Origin of the sequence: Pantoea sp. RSPAM1, assembly GCF_038816185.1 — a bacterium.
Taxonomy (GTDB): Bacteria; Pseudomonadota; Gammaproteobacteria; order Enterobacterales; family Enterobacteriaceae; genus Pantoea; species Pantoea ananatis.
On the sequence record NZ_CP046137.1, the window covers coordinates 1,343,730 to 1,363,578 of the forward strand.

At 52.2% G+C, this 19,849-nt stretch carries 20 protein-coding genes and 1 pseudogene; 17 read left to right on the forward strand and 4 right to left on the reverse strand.

Annotated features, from left to right (window positions below; translation table 11 throughout):
• Nucleotides 1-11: 11 nt before the first annotated feature.
• The 12 genes and pseudogenes from GKC68_RS06945 (at nt 12) to GKC68_RS07000 (ending at nt 9,482) form a co-directional block, all read left to right on the forward strand.
• Complete coding sequence (locus GKC68_RS06945) at nt 12-548, forward strand: fimbrial protein (RefSeq protein WP_064366470.1); 537 nt, start codon at nt 12-14, stop codon at nt 546-548.
• A gap of 42 nt (nt 549-590) precedes the next feature.
• Entirely contained in the window at nt 591-3,083 is a 2,493-nt protein-coding gene (locus tag GKC68_RS06950) for a fimbria/pilus outer membrane usher protein (protein ID WP_064366471.1), read from the forward strand.
• Between the two features lie 57 nt (nt 3,084-3,140).
• A pseudogene (locus GKC68_RS06955) lies at nt 3,141-3,890 on the forward strand (fimbria/pilus periplasmic chaperone).
• A gap of 58 nt (nt 3,891-3,948) precedes the next feature.
• Nucleotides 3,949-4,527 (forward strand): type 1 fimbrial protein, encoded by a 579-nt coding sequence (locus tag GKC68_RS06960; protein ID WP_342656699.1) that lies wholly within the window; start codon nt 3,949-3,951, stop codon nt 4,525-4,527.
• On the forward strand, nt 4,527-5,081 hold the full coding sequence (locus GKC68_RS06965; protein WP_058707267.1) for a fimbrial protein: 555 nt from the start codon (nt 4,527-4,529) through the stop codon (nt 5,079-5,081). Before GKC68_RS06960 ends, GKC68_RS06965 begins: the two co-directional genes overlap by 1 nt.
• A gap of 161 nt (nt 5,082-5,242) precedes the next feature.
• On the forward strand, nt 5,243-5,461 hold the full coding sequence (locus GKC68_RS06970; RefSeq protein WP_028725065.1) for a FaeA/PapI family transcriptional regulator: 219 nt from the start codon (nt 5,243-5,245) through the stop codon (nt 5,459-5,461).
• Entirely contained in the window at nt 5,461-6,135 is a 675-nt protein-coding gene (locus tag GKC68_RS06975; RefSeq protein WP_047714243.1) for a hypothetical protein, read from the forward strand. The genes GKC68_RS06970 and GKC68_RS06975 overlap by 1 nt, the downstream gene beginning before the upstream one ends.
• Complete coding sequence (locus GKC68_RS06980; protein WP_047714242.1) at nt 6,114-6,908, forward strand: fimbria/pilus periplasmic chaperone; 795 nt, start codon at nt 6,114-6,116, stop codon at nt 6,906-6,908. The genes GKC68_RS06975 and GKC68_RS06980 overlap by 22 nt, the downstream gene beginning before the upstream one ends.
• Nucleotides 6,898-7,410: a fimbrial protein gene (locus tag GKC68_RS06985; protein ID WP_028725062.1), complete on the forward strand. Its 513-nt coding sequence runs from the start codon at nt 6,898-6,900 to the stop codon at nt 7,408-7,410. Before GKC68_RS06980 ends, GKC68_RS06985 begins: the two co-directional genes overlap by 11 nt.
• Before the next feature lie 9 nt (nt 7,411-7,419).
• Nucleotides 7,420-7,923, forward strand: coding sequence for a fimbrial protein (locus tag GKC68_RS06990; protein ID WP_089528052.1), 504 nt, complete (start codon nt 7,420-7,422; stop codon nt 7,921-7,923).
• 33 nt (nt 7,924-7,956) lie between these two features.
• Nucleotides 7,957-8,490: a fimbrial protein gene (locus tag GKC68_RS06995; RefSeq protein ID WP_047714241.1), complete on the forward strand. Its 534-nt coding sequence runs from the start codon at nt 7,957-7,959 to the stop codon at nt 8,488-8,490.
• 134 nt (nt 8,491-8,624) lie between these two features.
• Complete coding sequence (locus GKC68_RS07000) at nt 8,625-9,482, forward strand: hypothetical protein (protein WP_028725059.1); 858 nt, start codon at nt 8,625-8,627, stop codon at nt 9,480-9,482.
• Nucleotides 9,483-9,696: 214 nt separating this feature from the next.
• Here GKC68_RS07000 and GKC68_RS07005 read toward each other — a convergent pair whose 3' ends face one another.
• Nucleotides 9,697-10,854, reverse strand: a complete 1,158-nt coding sequence (locus GKC68_RS07005; protein WP_141240212.1) for an ROK family transcriptional regulator — start codon at nt 10,852-10,854, stop codon at nt 9,697-9,699.
• A 93-nt stretch (nt 10,855-10,947) separates the two neighbouring features.
• Here GKC68_RS07005 and GKC68_RS07010 point away from each other — a divergent pair, with 93 nt between their 5' ends.
• Genes GKC68_RS07010 through ugpQ form a run of 5 tightly spaced genes read left to right on the forward strand, consistent with a single transcriptional unit; the run spans nt 10,948 to nt 16,179 of the window.
• The gene (locus GKC68_RS07010) at nt 10,948-12,324 is read left to right on the forward strand and encodes an extracellular solute-binding protein (protein WP_028725057.1); all 1,377 of its coding nucleotides are present in this window, start codon (nt 10,948-10,950) and stop codon (nt 12,322-12,324) included.
• Between the two features lie 44 nt (nt 12,325-12,368).
• Nucleotides 12,369-13,283, forward strand: coding sequence for a sugar ABC transporter permease (locus GKC68_RS07015; protein WP_201785420.1), 915 nt, complete (start codon nt 12,369-12,371; stop codon nt 13,281-13,283).
• Entirely contained in the window at nt 13,283-14,347 is a 1,065-nt protein-coding gene (locus tag GKC68_RS07020) for a carbohydrate ABC transporter permease (RefSeq protein WP_028725055.1), read from the forward strand. Before GKC68_RS07015 ends, GKC68_RS07020 begins: the two co-directional genes overlap by 1 nt.
• A gap of 5 nt (nt 14,348-14,352) precedes the next feature.
• Nucleotides 14,353-15,462 carry an ABC transporter ATP-binding protein gene (locus tag GKC68_RS07025; RefSeq protein ID WP_342656700.1) on the forward strand — a complete coding sequence of 370 codons (1,110 nt, stop codon included), beginning with the start codon at nt 14,353-14,355 and terminating at the stop codon, nt 15,460-15,462.
• A 15-nt stretch (nt 15,463-15,477) separates the two neighbouring features.
• On the forward strand, nt 15,478-16,179 hold the full coding sequence (gene ugpQ, locus GKC68_RS07030; protein ID WP_342656701.1) for a glycerophosphodiester phosphodiesterase: 702 nt from the start codon (nt 15,478-15,480) through the stop codon (nt 16,177-16,179).
• A 746-nt stretch (nt 16,180-16,925) separates the two neighbouring features.
• Here the strand turns inward: ugpQ and GKC68_RS07035 are convergent.
• The 3 genes from GKC68_RS07035 to GKC68_RS07045 all read right to left on the reverse strand — a co-directional run bounded on the left by GKC68_RS07035 (nt 16,926) and on the right by GKC68_RS07045 (nt 19,842).
• On the reverse strand, nt 16,926-17,612 hold the full coding sequence (locus GKC68_RS07035; RefSeq protein WP_342656702.1) for an RloB domain-containing protein: 687 nt from the start codon (nt 17,610-17,612) through the stop codon (nt 16,926-16,928).
• Nucleotides 17,609-18,745, reverse strand: coding sequence for an AAA family ATPase (locus tag GKC68_RS07040; RefSeq protein WP_342656703.1), 1,137 nt, complete (start codon nt 18,743-18,745; stop codon nt 17,609-17,611). Before GKC68_RS07040 ends, GKC68_RS07035 begins: the two co-directional genes overlap by 4 nt.
• A gap of 272 nt (nt 18,746-19,017) precedes the next feature.
• Nucleotides 19,018-19,842, reverse strand: coding sequence for a hypothetical protein (locus GKC68_RS07045; RefSeq protein WP_342656704.1), 825 nt, complete (start codon nt 19,840-19,842; stop codon nt 19,018-19,020).
• Nucleotides 19,843-19,849 lie beyond the last annotated feature (7 nt).

Here is a 19,849-nt window from a genome sequence, read left to right on the forward strand (position 1 = left end):
GCATAAACAGGATGCATATTGTTTATTTGCGTTTGACGCTATTCATCTTTTCTATTTGCCATGCCACTGTCCAGGCGTCCCCGATTAAAGATGAGGGGCAGGGCCGCGTTTACGTTAATGGTCAGATTCTGACATCGGCGTGCAATATTCATACTGAAGATGTCTGGCAAGAATTTGTGTTCGACTCACTTACGCCGCATATCCTGGAAAATAATAATGGGCTTAATGAAAAACGGTTTTCCATTCGCTTAGTGAATTGTGACCTTAGAGATGAAGATAAATGGCGAAGTATTGCGCTCACCCTTTCAGGTGAGGCGGTTTCTCACGCACCCTCTTTATTTTCGCTGAGAGGCGAGGCCAAAGGGATCGCACTCAAAGTGACTGACAGTGACGGCGAGCAGGCATTGCCGGGCATCCCTATGCACCGCGTTGTCCTGAGTCAGAATGAACATCAGTTTGATTATGTTATGCAGGTGGTTCCGGATGGAAAAGTCTTTATAGAAGGCGACTGGGCGGGTGCAATACGTTTTACGCTGAGTTATCAGTAAATCCCTTTCTTGCACGATTCGCTATAACAAAAGATAACGTAAATGGGTAAATCGCAACTATTACATCGATATCGTCTTTTTTTTAGCATTTTAATAATACTGTCGGGTTATTGCGTTGAGATACGCGCTGTTGAATTTAATACTGACATTCTTGATGCCGAAGATCGAAATAATATTGATTTATCCCGTTTCGCCCGTGCGGGTTACATCATGCCGGGTACCTATAGTCTTACACTTCGGTTGAATGAGCGGAATATCGTTGAACAAGAGGTGGTGTTTAAAGAGAACCGCCGTCAGGGCGATGAGAATGGTGCCGAAGATGTGCAGGCCTGTCTGACGCGTCAGCAGGTTGAGTTACTCGGTCTTAAGCACGATGCGCTGGCAAAGATAAGCTTCGACCATGATGACGACTGCGCTGATTTTTCCGCGTTGGACGGTGTCAGGCTGCGCGGGGATCTTTCAACGTCGTCGCTCTATATTTCGGTTCCCCAGGCCTGGCTCGAATATCAGGATGCCACCTGGCTGCCCCCTTCACGCTGGGAAAATGGCGTACCTGGTGTGATGCTGGATTATAACATCAATACCAGCTTCACCCGTCCAGTACACGGCAGTCAGTCACAGCGAGCCAGTGCCACCGGTACGCTCGGTGCAAACAACGGGCCCTGGCGTCTGCGGGGCGACTGGCAGGCTAACTATAACAACACCGGCGGCCCCAGCGGCGGCACGACCCAACGTATCGACTGGAGTCGCTTTTACCTTTATCGCGCGCTGCCGTCGCTTATGGCGAAACTCACCCTGGGTGAGGATTATCTCCGATCGGATATTTTTGATACATGGCGCTTCACCGGCGCGTCATTGGTCAGCGACGAAAGCCAGCTGCCCCCCAGGCTGCGCGGCTACGCGCCGGAGGTGAGCGGCATTGCACGCACCAATGCCAAAGTCATCATCAGCCAGCAGGGACGGATCATTTACGAAACCATGGTGGCGGCAGGACCGTTCCGCGTGCAGGAACTCAGCAGTGCGGTGAGCGGGCAACTGGACGTAAAGGTGGAAGAGCAGGACGGTAGCGTACAGCACTTTCAGGTCACCACCGCCACCGTGCCCTATCTGACCCGGCCGGGCCAGGTGCGCTACAAGCTGGCCACCGGGCGACCCTCCGATTTTCACCACCACCTGCAAGGACCGACATTCGGCACCGCCGAAATATCATGGGGCGTGGCTAACAGTTGGTCGCTGTACGGCGGGAGTATTCTTTCTGCGGACTATCACAGTCTGGCCATTGGCGTGGCACGTGATCTTTATCGGTTTGGTGCGCTCTCAGCGGATATCACCCAGTCTGCAACATCGTTACCGGACAGCGGACATTTACAGGGCCGGTCCTACCGTTTGAGTTATTCAAAGCGCTTCGAGGACTTCAACAGCGATTTGACCTTTGCGGGCTACCGTTTTTCCGAACGCAATTACATGACCATGACGGAATATCTTGATGCGCGCTATCGCAATGGCGTAACGGGCAGCAGCAAAGAACTTTATACCGTTACGGTGAGCAAAAGTTTTGCAGATCTCAACCTTTCTGCCTACCTGAGCTGGTCTCACCAGACGTACTGGGATCGCCCGCGTGCCGACCGTTACAGCCTTTCTGCCAGTCGTTATTTCGACCTGAACCGTTGGCGCAATCTTTCCGCCACCGTTTCCGCCGTGCGAACGCGCGATTACGGCCGTAAGGATGATGCGCTCTGGCTAACGATAAGTGTTCCCTTTGGTCAGGGGACGGCCAGCTACAACGGCAACTGGAGTCAACAGACTTACAGCCAAACCGCAGGCTGGTATGAACGCCTGGAAAACGGTGACAGTTATCGCCTGTCGGCCGGAACGCGAAGCGGGAAAAGTGAGAGCCTCACAACGCAGGCGAGCGGGCTGTACAGCCACGCAGGAACGGCTGCAGACATCACCGCCAATCTGGGCTGGCAGCAGAACGGCTATACCTCAGCGGGCTTGTCGATTAGCGGCGGCCTGACAGCGACCCGCGAAGGGGCCGCGCTCCATAGCAGCAGCGTCAGAGGTGGCACCCGAGTGTTGGTCAGCACCGATGGCGTGGCGAATGTGCCGGTAGGCCGTAATGGCATGACTAACCGATTTGGCCTGGCCGTGGAACCCTCAGTACCCGGCTACTATCGCGCCACGGTCAAGGTCGATGTGAATCGGTTGCCGGATGACATCGAAATCAGTAGCGCGCCCGTTGCGGAAGTCTCACTGACCGAAGGGGCGATTGGTTTCCGCCGTTTTGACGTGCTCAAGGGCGCCAAAGTCGTGGCGACTGTCGCGATGGCTGACGGCACTTTTCCTCCTTTCGGGGCCAGCGTGCGCAATGCAAAAGATCAGGAGTTAGGCATGGTGAGTGAAGGGGGCTTAGCCTGGATTTCAGGGGTTAAAGCCGACGAGGTGCTGACGCTGTTCTGGAGCGACAAAGCACAGTGCCGGGCAACGCTTCCGTCGCACATCCCTGACAGTCAACTGCTGCTGCCCTGCGAGTAACCTTCCGGTGCAGCCGGTCTGGGATCTGAAAGCAAACGTATACAAGGTGCAAACGAGATGATGAAAAAATGCAAAGACAGGTGGGCATTACTGTTGATAACGAGTGTGCTGGTGACGCTGGCAGGGCAAACCGCGCAGGCCGCCATTGCCCTTGACCGCATGCGCGCCATTTTTAACGGTGGCGAAAAAAATCTCATCCTGAATATCAGCAACGACAATCAGTAAGAGCCCTATCTGGCTCAGGCCTGGCTGGAAGATGCACAAGGCAATAAGCTCACCAGCTATCTCAGGGTCACGCCGCCCGTGCAGCGCGTGGAGCCGGGCGCAAAAAGCGTCATTCGCATTACCGCATTGCCCTCTTCCGCCTCGCTGCCGCAGGACAGGGAAAGTGTGTTTTATTTCAGCGTCCGGGAAATTCCGCCGCGCAGCGACCGCGCCAACGTGTTGCAGCTGGCCCTGCAGACCCGAATCAAACTGTTCTATCGACCAGCCAGCATCACCCCTGAGCGCTTCAGCCGCCATGATGATCAGTTAGTCCTGCACAAAGTGAAAGGCGGTTTCCGCGTGGAGAACCCAACACCTTATTACATGACGTTGCTGGGGATTATCAGTAAAGGAAACCGTGCTGTTGAGAAAAGCTTTGTGCCCGTCATGATCGCCCCGATGTCGAGTGAGACGGTGAAGTCCTCGGTTTCCCGCGATCCGCAAATTATCACCATTAATGATTTTGGTGGAAAACCTGTTCTGCCCTTTCTCTGCCAGGGCTCGGTATGTCGGGCCGATCCCGTGGCCGTCACTCAGCACTGAATAAGGAGACAGAATAGTGATAGTGCGATCGTCTGAACGGTATGTCGGATGGAAACACATGATGGCAGTAACCCTGATCGCAGTGCCGCTGATATCCACGTTCCCGCGCGCTCACGGACGGGAAGTCCGGTGGGAAAATACGCTAAGTGGAATGTTGCAGGCCTCAGGCTCATTGAGCACATCGCCCTGTGTATTAATGCCGGAATCTCAGGCTCAGCATATTACGCTCAGCCCTGTTGCGTTGGCGGCGTTAAACAAGAGCGGCGATGTCACTGTGCCCGTCGATATTCATCTCGTACTGGATCACTGTCCCAGCGGCGCCCGGCATTCTGGCACCCCACAGGACCTGCGCCACAGGTTATGGCTCGCCGATCAGCGCTCGGTCAGACTGCGTCTCCTCGGCGACAGGGCTGATGATGATGCGCGATTTTTCAGCATAAAAGGCGCATCCGGTCTTTCTCTGCGCATGGAGGATCCTTTGGGTAACATCCTGATTCCCGGCCTGTTAAGCCAACCCGTTCCGCTTGCCGAAGGGCGCAATGACCTGGTACTCAAAGCGCAGCTCTGGCGTAACCGCGATCCGCTCGAAGCGGGCGAGTGGCAGGCCGTTATCAACATTGGCATGGAGTACGAGTGATGGAGAGCCAGATTCTTTTTCGTCGTGCAGGCGGCGGTCTGCTGATAGCGATCGGCCTCACGATGTTCATCGCGCTGCTGGTGGTCAGGGCGAAAGCGGATGCGGGATCAACGGACGTGGTGTTCCGCGGAACGCTGCTTGCCGTGCCCTGTCTGGTCGACATGGATTCGGTGGATCAGACGGTAGCTTTCTCGCCTGTCGTCGCCCGGCACTTTACCAACAATCATCAGTCCTATCCGGTCGACTTTTCCATTGCGCTAAAAGCGTGTGACCTGTCTGTCGGCTCGCAGGTAAGCGTCACGTTTTTTGGCGATAAAAACGCCGTAAATTCTGCACTTTTTGCGCTGAATGGCACGGTGGAAGGGTTGGGGCTGGCGGTCAACGATGGTCAGGGCAACGTGGTACTTCCCGGTGTGCTTCAGCCGCCTGTTCAACTCACCGACACAGAAAATCGGCTGGTGTGGCTGGCCCGATTGCAGCGTACGGCCGCAAATGGCGAGGTCACGTTAGGAGAATACAGCGCAATGATCACCTTTCAGTTGCAATACGAATAAAACAGCACCGTCACTGCCGCCTTTTAGTCAAGGCCGTAAAGCGCACAGCATCAGGAGGTCCAGCCGTTGAACATCTTCAGCTTGTCAGATCCAGGTCATCAAGCCGCTACTCAAACTCATCCGGCCAGCGCGTGCGGCCGGGTGCTGATCAGGGAGGTGATATGCGTAACCAACGCCTGAAACAACAGTGCCTTGCCGTGCTGGGCACCGCCAGGGACGTGGACAAGGGACTCTCCACCCGAGACATCGCTGACGCGCTGGATATGAGCGTGTACAAAACCCGATTGCTGTTACTGGATCTTGAGAAAGAAGGGCGGGTCAAGGCGCTGCCGCGTGAAAAGCCCTGGCGGGGGGCGGCCCGGCACTGGGCGGGTCGTTGATGACTGGCATAAGTGTGTGTTCAAACGCCTTCTTCCAGCTTGGGCTTGAGGCGATACAGCAGGCGCTGTCAGACCATTTGGGCAAGCAGATTCGCCTGCAGGGATTTTACTTTCCGACGATGCAAGCGCTGCTCGCCTGGAGCATGAATCCACGGCTCGCAAAGGGATGCATGATTGTGATTGCCGGCAGTAACCCGGTCTTATCGGTGTTAAGCGGCCTGGTGGATCCGAAGCGCATCCTGCTGTCAGACGCAGGCGAATCCCGGCAGGCACTGATGGAGAAACTTTACATCAAGGCACGATGCGCGCACCTGAAGGTGCCGGTAAAAAAAGAGGCCATTTACCTGACCCGGCGAGAAGTGACCTATATGCGCGCCTTTATTCAGGGCAAACCGCACCAGTCACACAGTAAACGTGACAGCGGTATTCGACTGACTGTGATGAAGAAAATTGGGGCAACAGGGCAGGTTTCTCTGCTGATTCGTTTTCGCCTGTTGCGCGGCCTTAAAAGCGATTACCTGCTGAACCCTGCCCGGTTAGCGCACGCGCAGGGGGTGGGACAGCGCGGCGGCATGCTGCAGAACATCACGCCTGGTGCGCAAAGAGACAGGTGTTGCCTCGGGCAGCCGGAAAAACAACAGGACATTTTGCTATGTGGACAAAAGCGATATTGATAAAGCTCTGGGGCATTCTGGCGCTGGCAGCCAGTGGGAATGCCCATGGCGCGCTGACGGTTGATCGATCGCGCCTGATCCTTAATCAGGGGGAAAAGTCGATCAGCCTGAACGTAACCAACCGCAATGAAAAAGATCCCTACCTGGCGCAGGGATGGATGGAAGATGTAGACGGGAAAAAAATCAGCGGCCCGCTGATGGTATTGCCGCCGGTGCAGCGTGTTGAAGCTGGCGGCAAGACGCTGGTGCGTATTCAGGTTCTCCCGGCCATCTCGTCATTGCCGACAGACAGGGAAAGCGTTTTCTACCTTAATCTGCGGGAAATACCGCCAAAATCGGATAAAGCCAACGTCCTGACGCTGGCGATGCAGATCCGGCTCAAAGTCTTCTATCGACCTAAAGGACTGAACGTGGATCCGATGTCAGATACGGTTCCCGGCACGGAAACCCTGACGCTAATTAAGCAGGGAAACCAGTATGAAGTGCATAATCCAACGCCCTACCATTTTTCCTTCGTCGAGATCAGACGAAGCCTGACCGGAAACGGGCTGGCACGTTTTGAACCCGTCATGGTGGCACCGAAAAGCCGCCAACTGCTCAGTCCGACCGTTAGTGAGTTAGGCAGCACGCCGGTTCTGATGTTCGTCAGCGATTACGGCAGCCAACGGTTATTGCCGTTTATTTGCAATGGCAACACCTGTCAGGCAGAGAAATCACGCATACCGAATGAGATTTCCTTTAGACAACAGCAGGCGGTGCGTAATGACAGCTAACTTCAGGCTGTGCAGCCTTCTGCTGCTGACTGCATTCATGATGAGCAGCGCACAGGCAGAGGTTAACAATGGGGATATGACCACGCTGACCGTACGCGGCATTCTGGTGGAAACGCCGGAATGCGTGGTCAACAACCAGGAGCCCATCGACGTGGACTTTGGTGAGGATGTGGTGATTAGCCGGATAAACGGCATTGATTATAAAAAGACGCGAATCATTTACAGCCTGCTGTGTACGTCTCTGGCTAAACAGGGGCTAAAAGTTACGATTAGCGGTGAACCGGCTGCATTTAATGCTTCACTGCTTGCAACCAGCAAACCGGCACTGGGTATTCAGCTAATGCATGAGGATGCCACGCTGACGCCGGGCAACAGCGTTGCATTCAATTATCACGACGGCACCTTGCCGGAATTATGGGCCGTGCTGGCAGTACAGAGCAACGCTCTGCCCACGGCCGGTACCTTTACAGGTAATGGAACGATGGTGTTTGAGTATCAGTAAGGAGCCAGCATGCACCCTGTTTATATTCCGCTCGTGTTTAGCGCCGTATTCTGCTTGCCGGTTAATGCAGCCAGCGAGAACCCCAAGGCGGATATGACGTTTCGCGGCACGCTAATTGAACGTATTCCCTGCACCGTTAATAACGGTGACACCATCACGGTGAATTTTGGTGATGACGTGATGACAACCCGGCTGGACGATGACAACAGCAACATTTACAGCCGGGAGGTTGTGGTTCCGCTGGACTGCAGCTCACGCGATGTGCGGTTGCGCATTGATGGCATCACCGCGGCGTTCAACCCTGAACTGCTTGCCGGTCATCAGGCGGGATTCGGTTTTCGCCTGATCTATGGTGACAGAACGATGCCGCTCAACGACTGGATCCAAACGAACGTCAGCGCGCAGGGCATGCCTGATCTCACCTTTACCGTTCGGCCCGTCAGGCAGGAGGGCGTAACGCTCAACGGCGGAGAGTTCAGCGTCGTCGCGTCGTTGATAGCGAATTACCTGTAAACATGGAACATCATGACAAATCAAGGAGTCAGGATGCCTGGTGATGAAGGATATGCGAAAGGTCGACATCGGTGGCCCGGAATAGGGGTGGGCAGTCTGCTGTTGGGGGGATTAGCCCTGATTGCACCTGATGTCTACGCGAACAATCTTGCGCTCAAAGGAACGCTTATCACCCCGCCGTCCTGCATCCTGAACGGGGACAGCACGCTGGAAATCAGCTTTGGGGAAAGCATCAGAATTAAAAGCGTTCCCGATGGTCTGTATCGCCAGGCCGTTAACCCGGGGCTGGAGTGCGATGGCAGTAATCTGGCATGGAACCTGGTGTTAACTGTCGCCGGGACGGCGGCAGGATTTGATAACGAGAGCGCAACGGTCGTGACCGCAGAGCAGGCGGATCTGGGCGTGAAACTGTATATCAACGATGCGGCGTTTGAACTCAACAAAGCGTACAAGGTGAATGGCCAGACGCTACCGAAGATAGAAGCCGTGCTGGTTCAGCGTGAAGGCGCGGAGCTAAATGAAGGCGATTTCACGGCCAGGGTAACGTTACGCGCTGAGTTTCAGTGAAAACGGCGGACGCCTTACCTCGAAAGGTGACGCCCACATGGCGCGGTTTTCACCTGGCGCCTCTCTGTCGGAAATCCTGTGGCGAACGGCGGCGTTTAAGGCCTTTTGTAATGAATAGTCTGTGAGGAAACCTCATGCGTTTTTTTTATTTCCTGACCAGCGTGTTTTTTCTGCTGTTTTCGTCATGCCCGGTGAAAGCCTTATTACATGAGAATGCACCTTTCCCGATTTTTGTGGGTGACACGCAAAAACTGCCCGGCACACAGGTCGAATTTCATATTGGACGTGCCACGACTAACATCGTTCCTCATGAGCCTCACTACGTGACGGCAAACGCAGGAATTGCGATTTATTTTTACTGGTGCACGCAAACTGGCGGAAGCTGTGCAGGCCCCGCGAACACCCGTGTTCCACCCGAGAATATTATTGCCCGTGGGGACGGCTGTCCCACCAATGACATACATCAATTTATCGATTGTCTGCATGAGAAAATAGACCCAGGCGGGCAATATATGGCGACTGTCCCTGACAATGTGGGGTCCGATTCGCGACTGACGCGCGGCCAGGTTTGTTTACGCTATCTTAGTGATGTTAATTCGGCGCTCGGCACAACGTTTACCACCAGTTATAACTCTTGTAAGTTATCGCCGCCGACCCAAACCTGGTGCGCGATGGAAACACCGAATGTGGATATCGATTTTGGCATAGTCCATGTGGGAGAGGCTGAAGGACAGCGGCGGGAAAAGGATATCAGCGTATATTGCTCGGGACCGGCCAACTATATTATCGATCTGACAAGTGAAGATTCCTCTGTCCCTTTAAGTAACGGCATGAAAGCTGAATTAACCATCGATGGGCAGTTGATACAATCCCAAAGGCTGGTTTCAACGGAGCAGGGCTCAACGGCTTATAAGCTGCAAGCGGAACTGAAGGGGCAACCTGTGGCAGGCGCTTTTAACAGTACAGCAGTACTGTTTATTTCCTATCCGTAATCGTGCTGGCAGGGATGATATTTACCGGGCCTGACAGGGCGACGATGTTGAACGGGCCATTCTGGTTGGATCTAAAAGGCTACAGGAAGCCAGGCCTGTTAATTATCACCCTGTGAGTCAGAGTAACAGGGCGCAACTGTTTTCACATGTCATGCCCCGGAATAAGGCGCCCACGCATTGGCGCTGCTTTTTAACTACTCAGTGAGGTGAGATGTCAGCTAAACCCGTCGCGATCCCCGCCATCCTGCCGGGCAAGGTTGTGCAGCACCATGGCGGCGGCCCCAAATGCGACGGTATCCGTGGCAGAGATATCCGGCAGGCAAATCTCGGGTTGCACGACACGGCTGCCGTTTAGGCTCTCCAGCCTGGAGAAATCGAGCCAGACAGCGAGCCGTTCACGAACGCTTTGCGGCAGTGTTCCACCCACATAGATCGCCGCGGGGGCAAGAACAGCGTTCAGCATAAAGCCCAGACGGGCGATTTCCGGGCCTGTTCGTTCGATCCATTCGTCGAGAACGCTGACGTTCTCAGCAAGGAATCGCTGCCAGATGTCTTGTGAGCGCCCATCCGGTCTCTGGCCGAGGCGATGCTGACACCAGGCCGCAAGGTCAGTAAACGAGGGACGTGGTCTGTCGAGAGGCAGCAACAGACCAATTTCACCCGCGTTGCCAAGATGACCGCGATAACGCTGTTTACCCAAAATAATGCCGCTGCCGACCCCTTCTGACAGATAGAGATAGACAAAGTCTTCATGATTAGCCGCATTACCCAGTGTCATTTCACCCATCGCTGCAGCATTGGCATCATTCTCAATTAACACCGGACAGCCCAGCGCCTGCTGAACGGACTCGAACAGTCCGGGTTCATCCCAGGACAGCACCTCGGGTGCCAGATGCAGGGGAGCAACGCCCCGTTGGAATCGCGTGGGCATGGCGATGCCTGCACCAATTACCAAGGGCTCCGCAATATGGTTTCTCTCAAGCAGGGCTCTGTGGCCCTTCTGAATCGCTGACCGGGCCGTGGCAAAGGTATCGTAAAGGCCGCGCAGCGCAATTTCGTCAACCCGCTTCCCTGTGAAATCAAGCAGCGTCAGCGTAATGGAGAAGCGGCTGGCATGAATCCCAACGGCATAACCAATGGCGGAATTCAGCGTGAGATCTATGTGCGGAGCGCCCCGGCCAGACGGGCGACGCGCCCCTTCAACGATGATCCCCCGCTTGATGAGATCGCGGGTCATCATGCTAACGGCCGCCGCTGTTACGCCACAACCCTCGGCGAGCTCGGCACGCGATGCGGCGTGGTTGCGACGCAGATAACGCAGCACCGCAGACTGCGTTGTACCAATTCCTTCCCAATGCTTCGATGAAGTCAATCCTGCTTCTCCCTGTTTTTATCGCGTGGTCATGAACCTGTCATTTAAATAAATTAACTTACTTAAATAATAGGTACAACGGGAATAAAAACCATGTCGAAAAAACGCACTCTCCTGGCAAGCATAATGATCTCCGCGCTCTGTGTCGGTCTTGCCCATGCCGAAGAGATCACCATCAAACTCTCGACGCTTGCTGAGCGCAGCGCACCCAACCGCATCACCAATATTGAAGATGCCGCCGACATCATGAACAAGCAATTCAAGGCTGCGGGGGTCGATAAACATATTGTGATTCAGGCCAACAGCAGTGCGGTCAAAGGCTGGGACGACTTCGCGATGGACATGCTGAAGGCGATGTCTGTCGGGCAGGGGCCGGATATCTATGTGCTGCCTCATGAGTGGATTGGCCAGTTTGCTAAGGACGGTTATGCCTTGCAAATGAACGATAAGATCGCTGCTGCGCCCTGGGTCTACAGCGATATCCTGCCTGTGCTGTGGGATTCCGCAAAAGCAAACGATGGCAAGATTTATGGCATACCGCAGGATGCCGAAATACGCATGTTTTTCTACAACAAAGATATGTTGAGAAAAATCGGTAAGGATGAAGCGTTTATTAACGCTATCCCTGCCAGGGTGGAATCGGGTGATTTTACGCTTGACGATCTGACTGCGCTGGCCAAAGAGGTCGTGGACGGTAAAGCGGCCCAGTATGGCATGCTGCACCGCCCGAACGTGGGTATTGATTATCTCATGGTTTTTCAGTCATACGGCGTGAAATTTATGGATGAGAAGACCGGCAAGCTCATCTTCCCCAAAGCGGAAATGGCCGACGCTCTTGGCTGGTATGCGCGTAATGCTAAGCAGGGCGTCACGCCAGTCGATAATACGGCGATGAGCTGGGATGCTATTCAGGGCGCGTTCAAGCAGGAGAAGGCGTTTATTTTCCACCAGGGCGTTTGGGCGGTGGCCTGGCAACTGGGTGACAAAAATGGGGCGGTCTGGCCGTCGGACAAAGACGGTTATTTTCATAAGATAGGCTGGATTCCTGCTCCCGCGGCCAAAAAGGGCGGTCAACCCTCAAACCTGTCGCATCCGCTTCTCTATACGGTGAATGCCAAAAGTAAAAATGCCGACATCGCTGCCGAACTCGTGGCATTAGCAACGCTGCCCTATTTTAACAACGAACATGCTGTGACCTCCTATCACACCGCCATCAGCAACGCGCAAACGGCGATGCCGAAATACCGGGATAACTGGGTATTGTCTGCTGCCTCGCCCATGATGGCGCATGCGAAGTTCGTGCCCAATCAGACGCAGTTTGGCAGCTACAACAAGGTGCTGTTCAGCGGCCTTCAGGCCGTGGAAACAGGCAAAATGACCGCAAAACAGGCCGTGGATTTTATCGCTGAAGAGTTAGAACTCCAGTTCGGCGACGATATAGAAATCCGTTCGTCCGTTGCCAACAAATAGGGTTTAGCCCACCCAATGCGAACGTTAATATTGAGGGAGGTGAGATGATGTCGCAGTTCCAGCCTCGGGCGCACCGGCCCGCCCGGCCCGTCTTCTATCTCGCGCCCGCTATCGCGCTGTTGGTCGTCTTTTTCCTGGCGCCCATCATCGTTAATACCGTCATTGCCTTTACCGATATGGGCGCGGATCTTCGGGTCGGTCAATTTACACTGCACAACTTTGAGCGGATTGTGTCGCGTGATGCGCGTATTCCTGGCGTGCTACTCACAACGCTGATTTACGTAACGGCGACGCTGTTTCTTTTCAATGTCGGGCTGGGGGCGCTGCTGGCTATCACATCAACGGCAATCCCTGACCGACTCGGGAATCTGTTTCGCGGTCTCTGGCTTTTGCCGCGCATGTCGCCGGCCGTTCTCTACAGCATTCTGTGGATATGGGTGGCCGATCCCACGCCGTCCGGTTTGCTTAATCAGATAACGGGTTCCTTCGGGCTGCAGCCGATGAATCTGCGCAATGATTTCCCCTTGTTTCTGATCGTGGTGGCAAATGGCCTGGTCGGCGCATCCTTTGCCATGGTCATTCTGACGTCAGCGATTCGTTCCATCCCTTCACATCTTGCCAATGCGGCACGGATAGATGGGGCAAGCGAGTGGGGCGTGCTGCGTTTTGTTGTGGCCCCCGCGCTGTCTCAGCCCATTCGATTTATTACGATCTATCAGGGGCTCTCCCTGATGACGACCTACGAATACATTCTGCTCATTACCGGGGGCGGTCCCGTTTACGACTCCACACCCTATGCGCTCTATATCTATCGTCGTGCCTTTGAAAATGGTGCTTATGCCTATGGTGCAGCCCTGGCGCTGGGTTTGATGGTGATTGGCGTCGCCGCGACCTTAATACAGTGGCGTGTCAGCAATATGCGCGCGACGTTCGCCGCGCCGAAAATCGAGGTATTGTGATGTCACGCGTGCAAACCAGATCGGTTGTCACATCGAAATGGGCCCGTCTTGAACGCAGAGGTACCGTCAATCGTGTCGGCTTCCTCTCTGTGGTCATTCTCTTCCTGACGCTGATTTCGGTTCCGATCCTGCTGCCTTACCTCTGGCTGCTGGCGAAATCCCTGACTACCTCTGATGCGTCTGTCAGTCGGCTTGTTCTTTGGCGCACCAGCGCCATTGCGGGCGTGGCTTATCTCGGCGCGATTGTGCTTGCTGTTATGGCAGAGCGCTTACGCAGGCCGGTATTGTCCTGGAGTGCGCTCGGCATCATCGTGTTGTTACTCGTGATGATCTTTCTGATGCCCTATCTGACGTTGCACAACTACCGGTTTCTCTGGCTGCGGGATATCGCGAATACCGGCACAACGCGTGTGGATCTGATGCCGTCGGTCTGGACGGCACTGGGCAGCTCCCTGATCTTTGCCGTCTCCCAGACGCTGATTGTGACGATCGTCGCCACGCCAGCAGCCTACGCGCTATCCCGCTTTGCCTTTGCCGGCCGGGAGAATTTTCTTCGCGGTTTGCTGCTGTTACATGCTTTTCCCGCGCTGGCACTCACCATCGCCATCTTTATCCAGCTCCACTATATGGGGCTGCTCAACCATCTCTCCGGCGTGGTGATGGTCATGAGCGCGCTGGAGCTGCCTTATGCGATCTTTGTTCTTAAAGGTTTTTTTGACGGCGTGCCCTGGGATATTGAGATGAGTGCGGTGACCGATGGCGCCACCCGTTTTCAGGCCTTCCGCATGGTGGTTTTGCCTCAGGTGCGTAGCGGGCTGATTGCGATTGCCACCTTCACCTTTTTGCGCGGTTGGGAGGAGTACGTCTTTGTCCAGACGCTACTTATCGACAAAAGCCAGATGACAATGAGCCTCTACCTCTTCTTTGTTGCACAGGACAATACGGGCGCGGATTACGGCATGATCGCCGCCGTCGGCATTATTTACCTGCTCCCCGTGCTCGTTCTCTACACCTTCACACAGAAATACATCACCCAAATGAGTTTTGGCGGTATTAAGGGATAATTGTCATGGCTTCAATCACTCTCAACAATGTCACCAAAAACTGGGGCGAGACCCAGGTCCTGAAACCGATCAACCTTAGCATTGAGAACGGCGAATTCGTCGCCATCCTTGGGCCATCTGGATGCGGTAAATCAACGACGCTGTTTCTGCTGGCGGGTCTTTATGCGCCGAGCAGTGGTGAGATCGCGTTTGACGGGCACAATGTCAATCGCATTGATGCCCGCGATCGTAATGTCGGTATCGTCTTCCAGTCTTATGCGCTTTACCCGAATTTGACGGTGCGTGAGAACATCGCGTTTCCGTTGCGCTTTAAAAAATTAGATAGAGATGAAATCGCCAGGCGCGTAGAAGACGCGGCCAGTCTTGTACAAATCAGCGCACTACTCGATCGACGTCCGTCGCAGCTTTCAGGTGGGCAGCAGCAGCGCGTGGCGCTGGCTCGGGCCCTGGTCAAGGAACCGAATATCCTGTTACTTGACGAACCCCTTTCTAACCTCGATGCAACACTCCGTATCACCATGCGGACAGAGCTCAAGAATCTGCAGAAACGTCTTGGCTTCACCACCTTGATCGTCACTCATGACCAGATGGAAGCCATCACCATGGCCGATCGGATTATCTGTATGAATCAGGGCGAAATCGTCCAGATCGGTACGCCAGAGGACTTTTACCGACGTCCTGACGATCTCTTTGTGGCAGGATTTATCGGCTCGCCGCCAATGAATCTGGTGAAGGGGCAGGCCCTGGGGCGCTTCCTGCAACTGGGACAAATGTCACTCGAACTGAATCACGGATACGATGGCCCCGTCTGTTTTGGCCTGCGTCCGGAGGATATCAGCCTGGTTGCCCCTGATGATGCGCCGCTGTGTGGAGAGGTGTTAACCGTTGAGCCGATGGGGCGCGAAGTGTTTTACACGATCGACACGCCAGCCGGCAGGCTCCATGCACTGGAATACGGTGAAGCCGTGCGTCATGCGCCTGGTTCCCGAATCGGTATCACATGCCAATCCGCGCTGACTCTGATTTTTAATTCGTCCGGTAAACGCATTGTCGATCTCCATGCCAACCTCTCCGTGTTCTGCCATCCCGGCAAACATGTTCATGCTGCCAGCTAACAGGAAAATACCCTAATGACCCGAATCGTCTCACACCGTGGCGCCAACCATTTTGCGCCAGAGAACACCTTCTTTTCCGCAGACCTGGCGCTGGAACAGGGGGCCGATTACATTGAGCTGGATGTGCGAGAGAGCGCCGACGGCGTGCTCTACGTTATCCATGATGAAACGCTGGATCGTACCACTAACGGCACCGGCCCTGTGGGTCATGCCTTATCGCGCGATATCGATGCGCTGGATGCGGGAAGCGGGTTCGACGAGCGCTTTAAAGGTGCCATGGTGCCGCGGCTTGATGCTTATCTTGAGCATTTGCGCGGTCGTGCGGGCGTTTATATCGAGCTGAAATACTGCGATCCGGTTAAAGTAGCTGCATTGGTACGGGATCTCGGTATGGTCCGTGACACCTTCTTCTTTTCGTTTTCCGAGGAAATGCGCCGCGGTCTTCAGGCCGCCGCGCCGGACTTTCGTAAAATGATCACCCTTGATATCGCGCTGTCGCCCTCTCTTGTAAGAACCGTCCATCATGCATCGATCATTGAGTTGAGCGTAGAACAGATGCGTAATCGCGCCATCCTTGAAGCGAGCCGTCAGGCCGAGCTTGAAATCATGGTTTATTACGGTGGTGACGACATAGCGATTCATCAGGAAATCGCGGCGGCGGGCGTCGATTATATTAACCTTAATCGGCCGGATATTTTTAGTACCGTTCGACGTTAGCTCTGTGAATAAGTAAACGATAAAACTTGCTGTCGTCGCCGATGTTTACCTTCATGATCTTAATGGGACAATTGAATGACGGAGACGATGGCTTATATGCGTATATAACGCGAACGCTCGCGCTTTTCTTGCAATGCTGAATTACAGCCTAAAACCGGGATACCGGGAGAGTCGTGTTTAATATGATGATTAGCCCTGAGTCCTGTTAGCGCATGCTGTTTTGCCAGAAAAGATAAACACGGCTATATCTTTTTCAGAACGTTTGGCAACGGTGATGGCGTTGATCGATTTGGCCTTCGGTCTAGAACGGATGAAAAGGTTTGTAATGGCGGAAGAGGTCAAGTGAGGCATACATGGTGTCCCCTGCAGGAATCGAATTAAAGCATAAGTTATTGTTTTTAAAGTTTTAAATTAATGTATTAATTTCTGATACCATCATGAATACCATCATTGATTTTAAAGCTGATCAGTATGGTTTTACACTTCTTCTTCAGCAATATTCCTAAGGAGCACTCTAGACTAAGGATAAGTTTCCTCAATTTATGGGCTGTAATACAGGTTATATGATCTATATGGATAATCCGGATTAGCAAAAAGAGTGGGATTCTGATACGAGCAAGGCTAAAAAATGCTAGGCAACTCTTAAATTGCGACCTTAGTATAAAGTGGCCATCAACGTTAATACTTGTAGACTTGATTATGTATAAATAACAAGCCCTAGATTTATATAGGGCTTGTTATCAAATTTAAAGTCGTGATTCGAGTTCAGTAGCGATTCTATAAAAAATAGCGAAGCTGCCTAGATGCTTATCTTCTTCATTTGAACGGTCTATCAATTTGCTTAAAAAACTTCCTTCGATTAAACCATTTGGATTTTTCTTGGTATATCTAATGTTCTTTTGTAAGAGCATCTCCTTGAGATAACTCTCATGGTAAGCGGCAACAGAACCTAAAAAACTTATAGGTTTTGACATTTTTTCAGGATCGTTATCTTTAACATTATAGAAACGAAAGTGATTACCTAATTCACCATGAAGTTGATTTAAGGATATCATATCTTTATGCCCCAAACCCCAAGTCTCAATACAAGGATTCTGAAAAATTACTTTGACCTCACAATCGCCTATATCTATTTCAGACTTTTCAATCCTTTCATGGATGTCTTTTTCTCTTAAATCCATATCGCAACCATCAGAGTCAAGGATTATCCAAAAATAATCGATTTTTTTTGAATCTCTGATGTCTTTAAGACTATCATTGAGCTTGACGTCCAACATATGGGGATAGCCTTGCCCTGAAAGTAAGAAATATGAGTTTTCACTTATTTCAGATAAATAGTCTACTTTTTTAATTGATGGTGTGAGATGTTTAAGCCACTGAGGATAAACCTTTTTTTCCGTTTGCCTGCCTTCAACTAAGATATACAAATTCATCTGTCAGCACCCTCAGAATAAATATCTAAGTTGATCAGTTTGGTAAAAGCCTCATGATTAGATTCATTTAATTTGAAATCTTCAGATTTAAATGATGATATTATACCGGCTTTTCTTGAAATTATCTTCCATTTATCGATTGGGATATTGTTAATTATGTAAGGGTGATGGCTGGTTATAATAAACTGGACACCGCTTCCTGTTGTTAGAAGAATGTCAGTAATATCATTGATACAGTTTACGCCAAATCCATTTTCAAATTCATCAATTAAAAAAACAGTCCCTTTAGGACTAAGGTAAAGATATGATAATTGTAGTAGCGTCTTTAGCATGCCTGATGACATAGATACATGTGAAATCCAACTATCAATGCCTCTTTCTTTTACTTTAATAACAAAAGTTGATGCATAGGCTCTTGGTGCTGTATGGTCTTCATATCTTTGTACTTTAACACCTTCAATGTAAGGGAAAATGTCTTTGTAAGTTTCAATAATAGAGGAAAAGTGTTCTGGGAATTTTTCTTGGCATAAAAATAGCTTTGCTCTTAAGCTGTTTTTTAACTCTTTTATTTGATCGAAAGTTAAATCTTTATCGGGATCAATATCACCATCACGCCCAAATATTGCATAATGACCTTCTTCTAGATCAATGGTTGAAATATGATCAAAGCCTGAATTTACTGTTGCAATTTCCGGTTCTGCTTTTAAAAGAGAAAGTATACTTTCATAAGGTGAAAGTTTTACTGTGATTTTATCTTTAAAAAAGATGTTATCTTTGTCTCTGCGAGCTAAAGATATACCATTAACAACCAAATTTTCACTTACGAGTTTTGGTTTTGGTTTATCGTCATCACTAACATAGTAAAGAAAGCGAGAGAAGTCGTCAAAATCCTTTAAAGATTCGAACTCTCCAGACCATGAGTATTGTTGCCCATCAATATCAAAATCCAAATGCCAGTTAAAGCCACTAAAGCCTTCACCTTTAGATATTCTTTTTGCATTGTTGATGACTGAAAGAATTTGGGTTTTACCGACACCAGATGCTCCCACCAGAAGCGTGAAACTATCGAAATTGATCTTATTAATAATCAGATTGCTGTGCGAGTTTTTTGCACTTATGGAAATGATTCTCATTGTAAGTTCCCTTTAGACTACCACCAAGAGGATGATCATCTTATAACACATTCTTAACCATACTCAATCAGCGCGCGCTCGTAGCCCCGCCACGCCTGCGCACTTCATGTAGCGGTTTTCATGCACCTGCATGAGTGGCGCCGGGCCGCGCCGCTGCTGGCCTTTGCTGCCGCTTTTGGGTGCCTGAGACTCATGCGTTTTCATGCAGCATAGACATGCACTCGCACAGCAGACGTAAAAAAAGCCCGGCAGGTGCCGGGCTGAGGGGGTTTTTACTTCTGGCCGGGGAACCGTTGACGCTTACACCGGTCAGTTCCGGCAGCCCTGAAGGGGTACGGGCCTGCAAGGCTGATAACATCATCACGGAACATCAGCGGCAGCTTTTTATTCGTCCAACTCAGCATCAGATTCGTAATATATCCACGGTAGAGCGTGTCTGCATCGTTCGCCCCTTCAAGTACACCCGGCGCATGGGGTGAGCCATCGCGTTCAAACTGGCTGTACTTCATTCTCAGCAGGCTGGTCAGCTCAATGGCGTGGAAGAGAAAAAATTCATCAATGAGCGCATCAATGCGCTCGTCAATGATTCGCTCATGGCAGGTGATGTAAGCGTGGGCCTTTTGCCCGGTCACGTCGGCCAGCCCCGGCAGCTGCTTTTCCCTCTGGGTAATCAGTCCGGCCAGCTCGGTCGCCGTTTCCTGCTGCTCCAGATACTCCGCGCGCAGCGCTTTCATCTCCGGCGTGACGGTGCCGCCGTTCTGCTCCAGCAGCTCACGGAAGCGCGCACGGTTGTCCTGGCCTGCCTGCTCCGTCTGTGCCTGGCTCTGGCGCAGCGCCTCAACGCTCTCCGTGGCGGCGGCTTCGGCCTTTCTGGCCTCCACCCAGGCCAGCATTTTTTCCTGGAGTTGCTGAATGCGCGGCTGCCAGCCAGCCGGAAGGCTTTTTACCAGCGCGGCGGTCTGTTCTGCTAATTCAGCTTCGGGCAGCTTCATGAGCCAGCCCGCATCCCTGAGCGGCTTCTGACTTCGTGCCAAAAGCTCCCCTACGTACTGGCCGGTTGCCTTAATCTCTTCTTCTGTCATTTCTTGCTGTGTCATGCTGTTT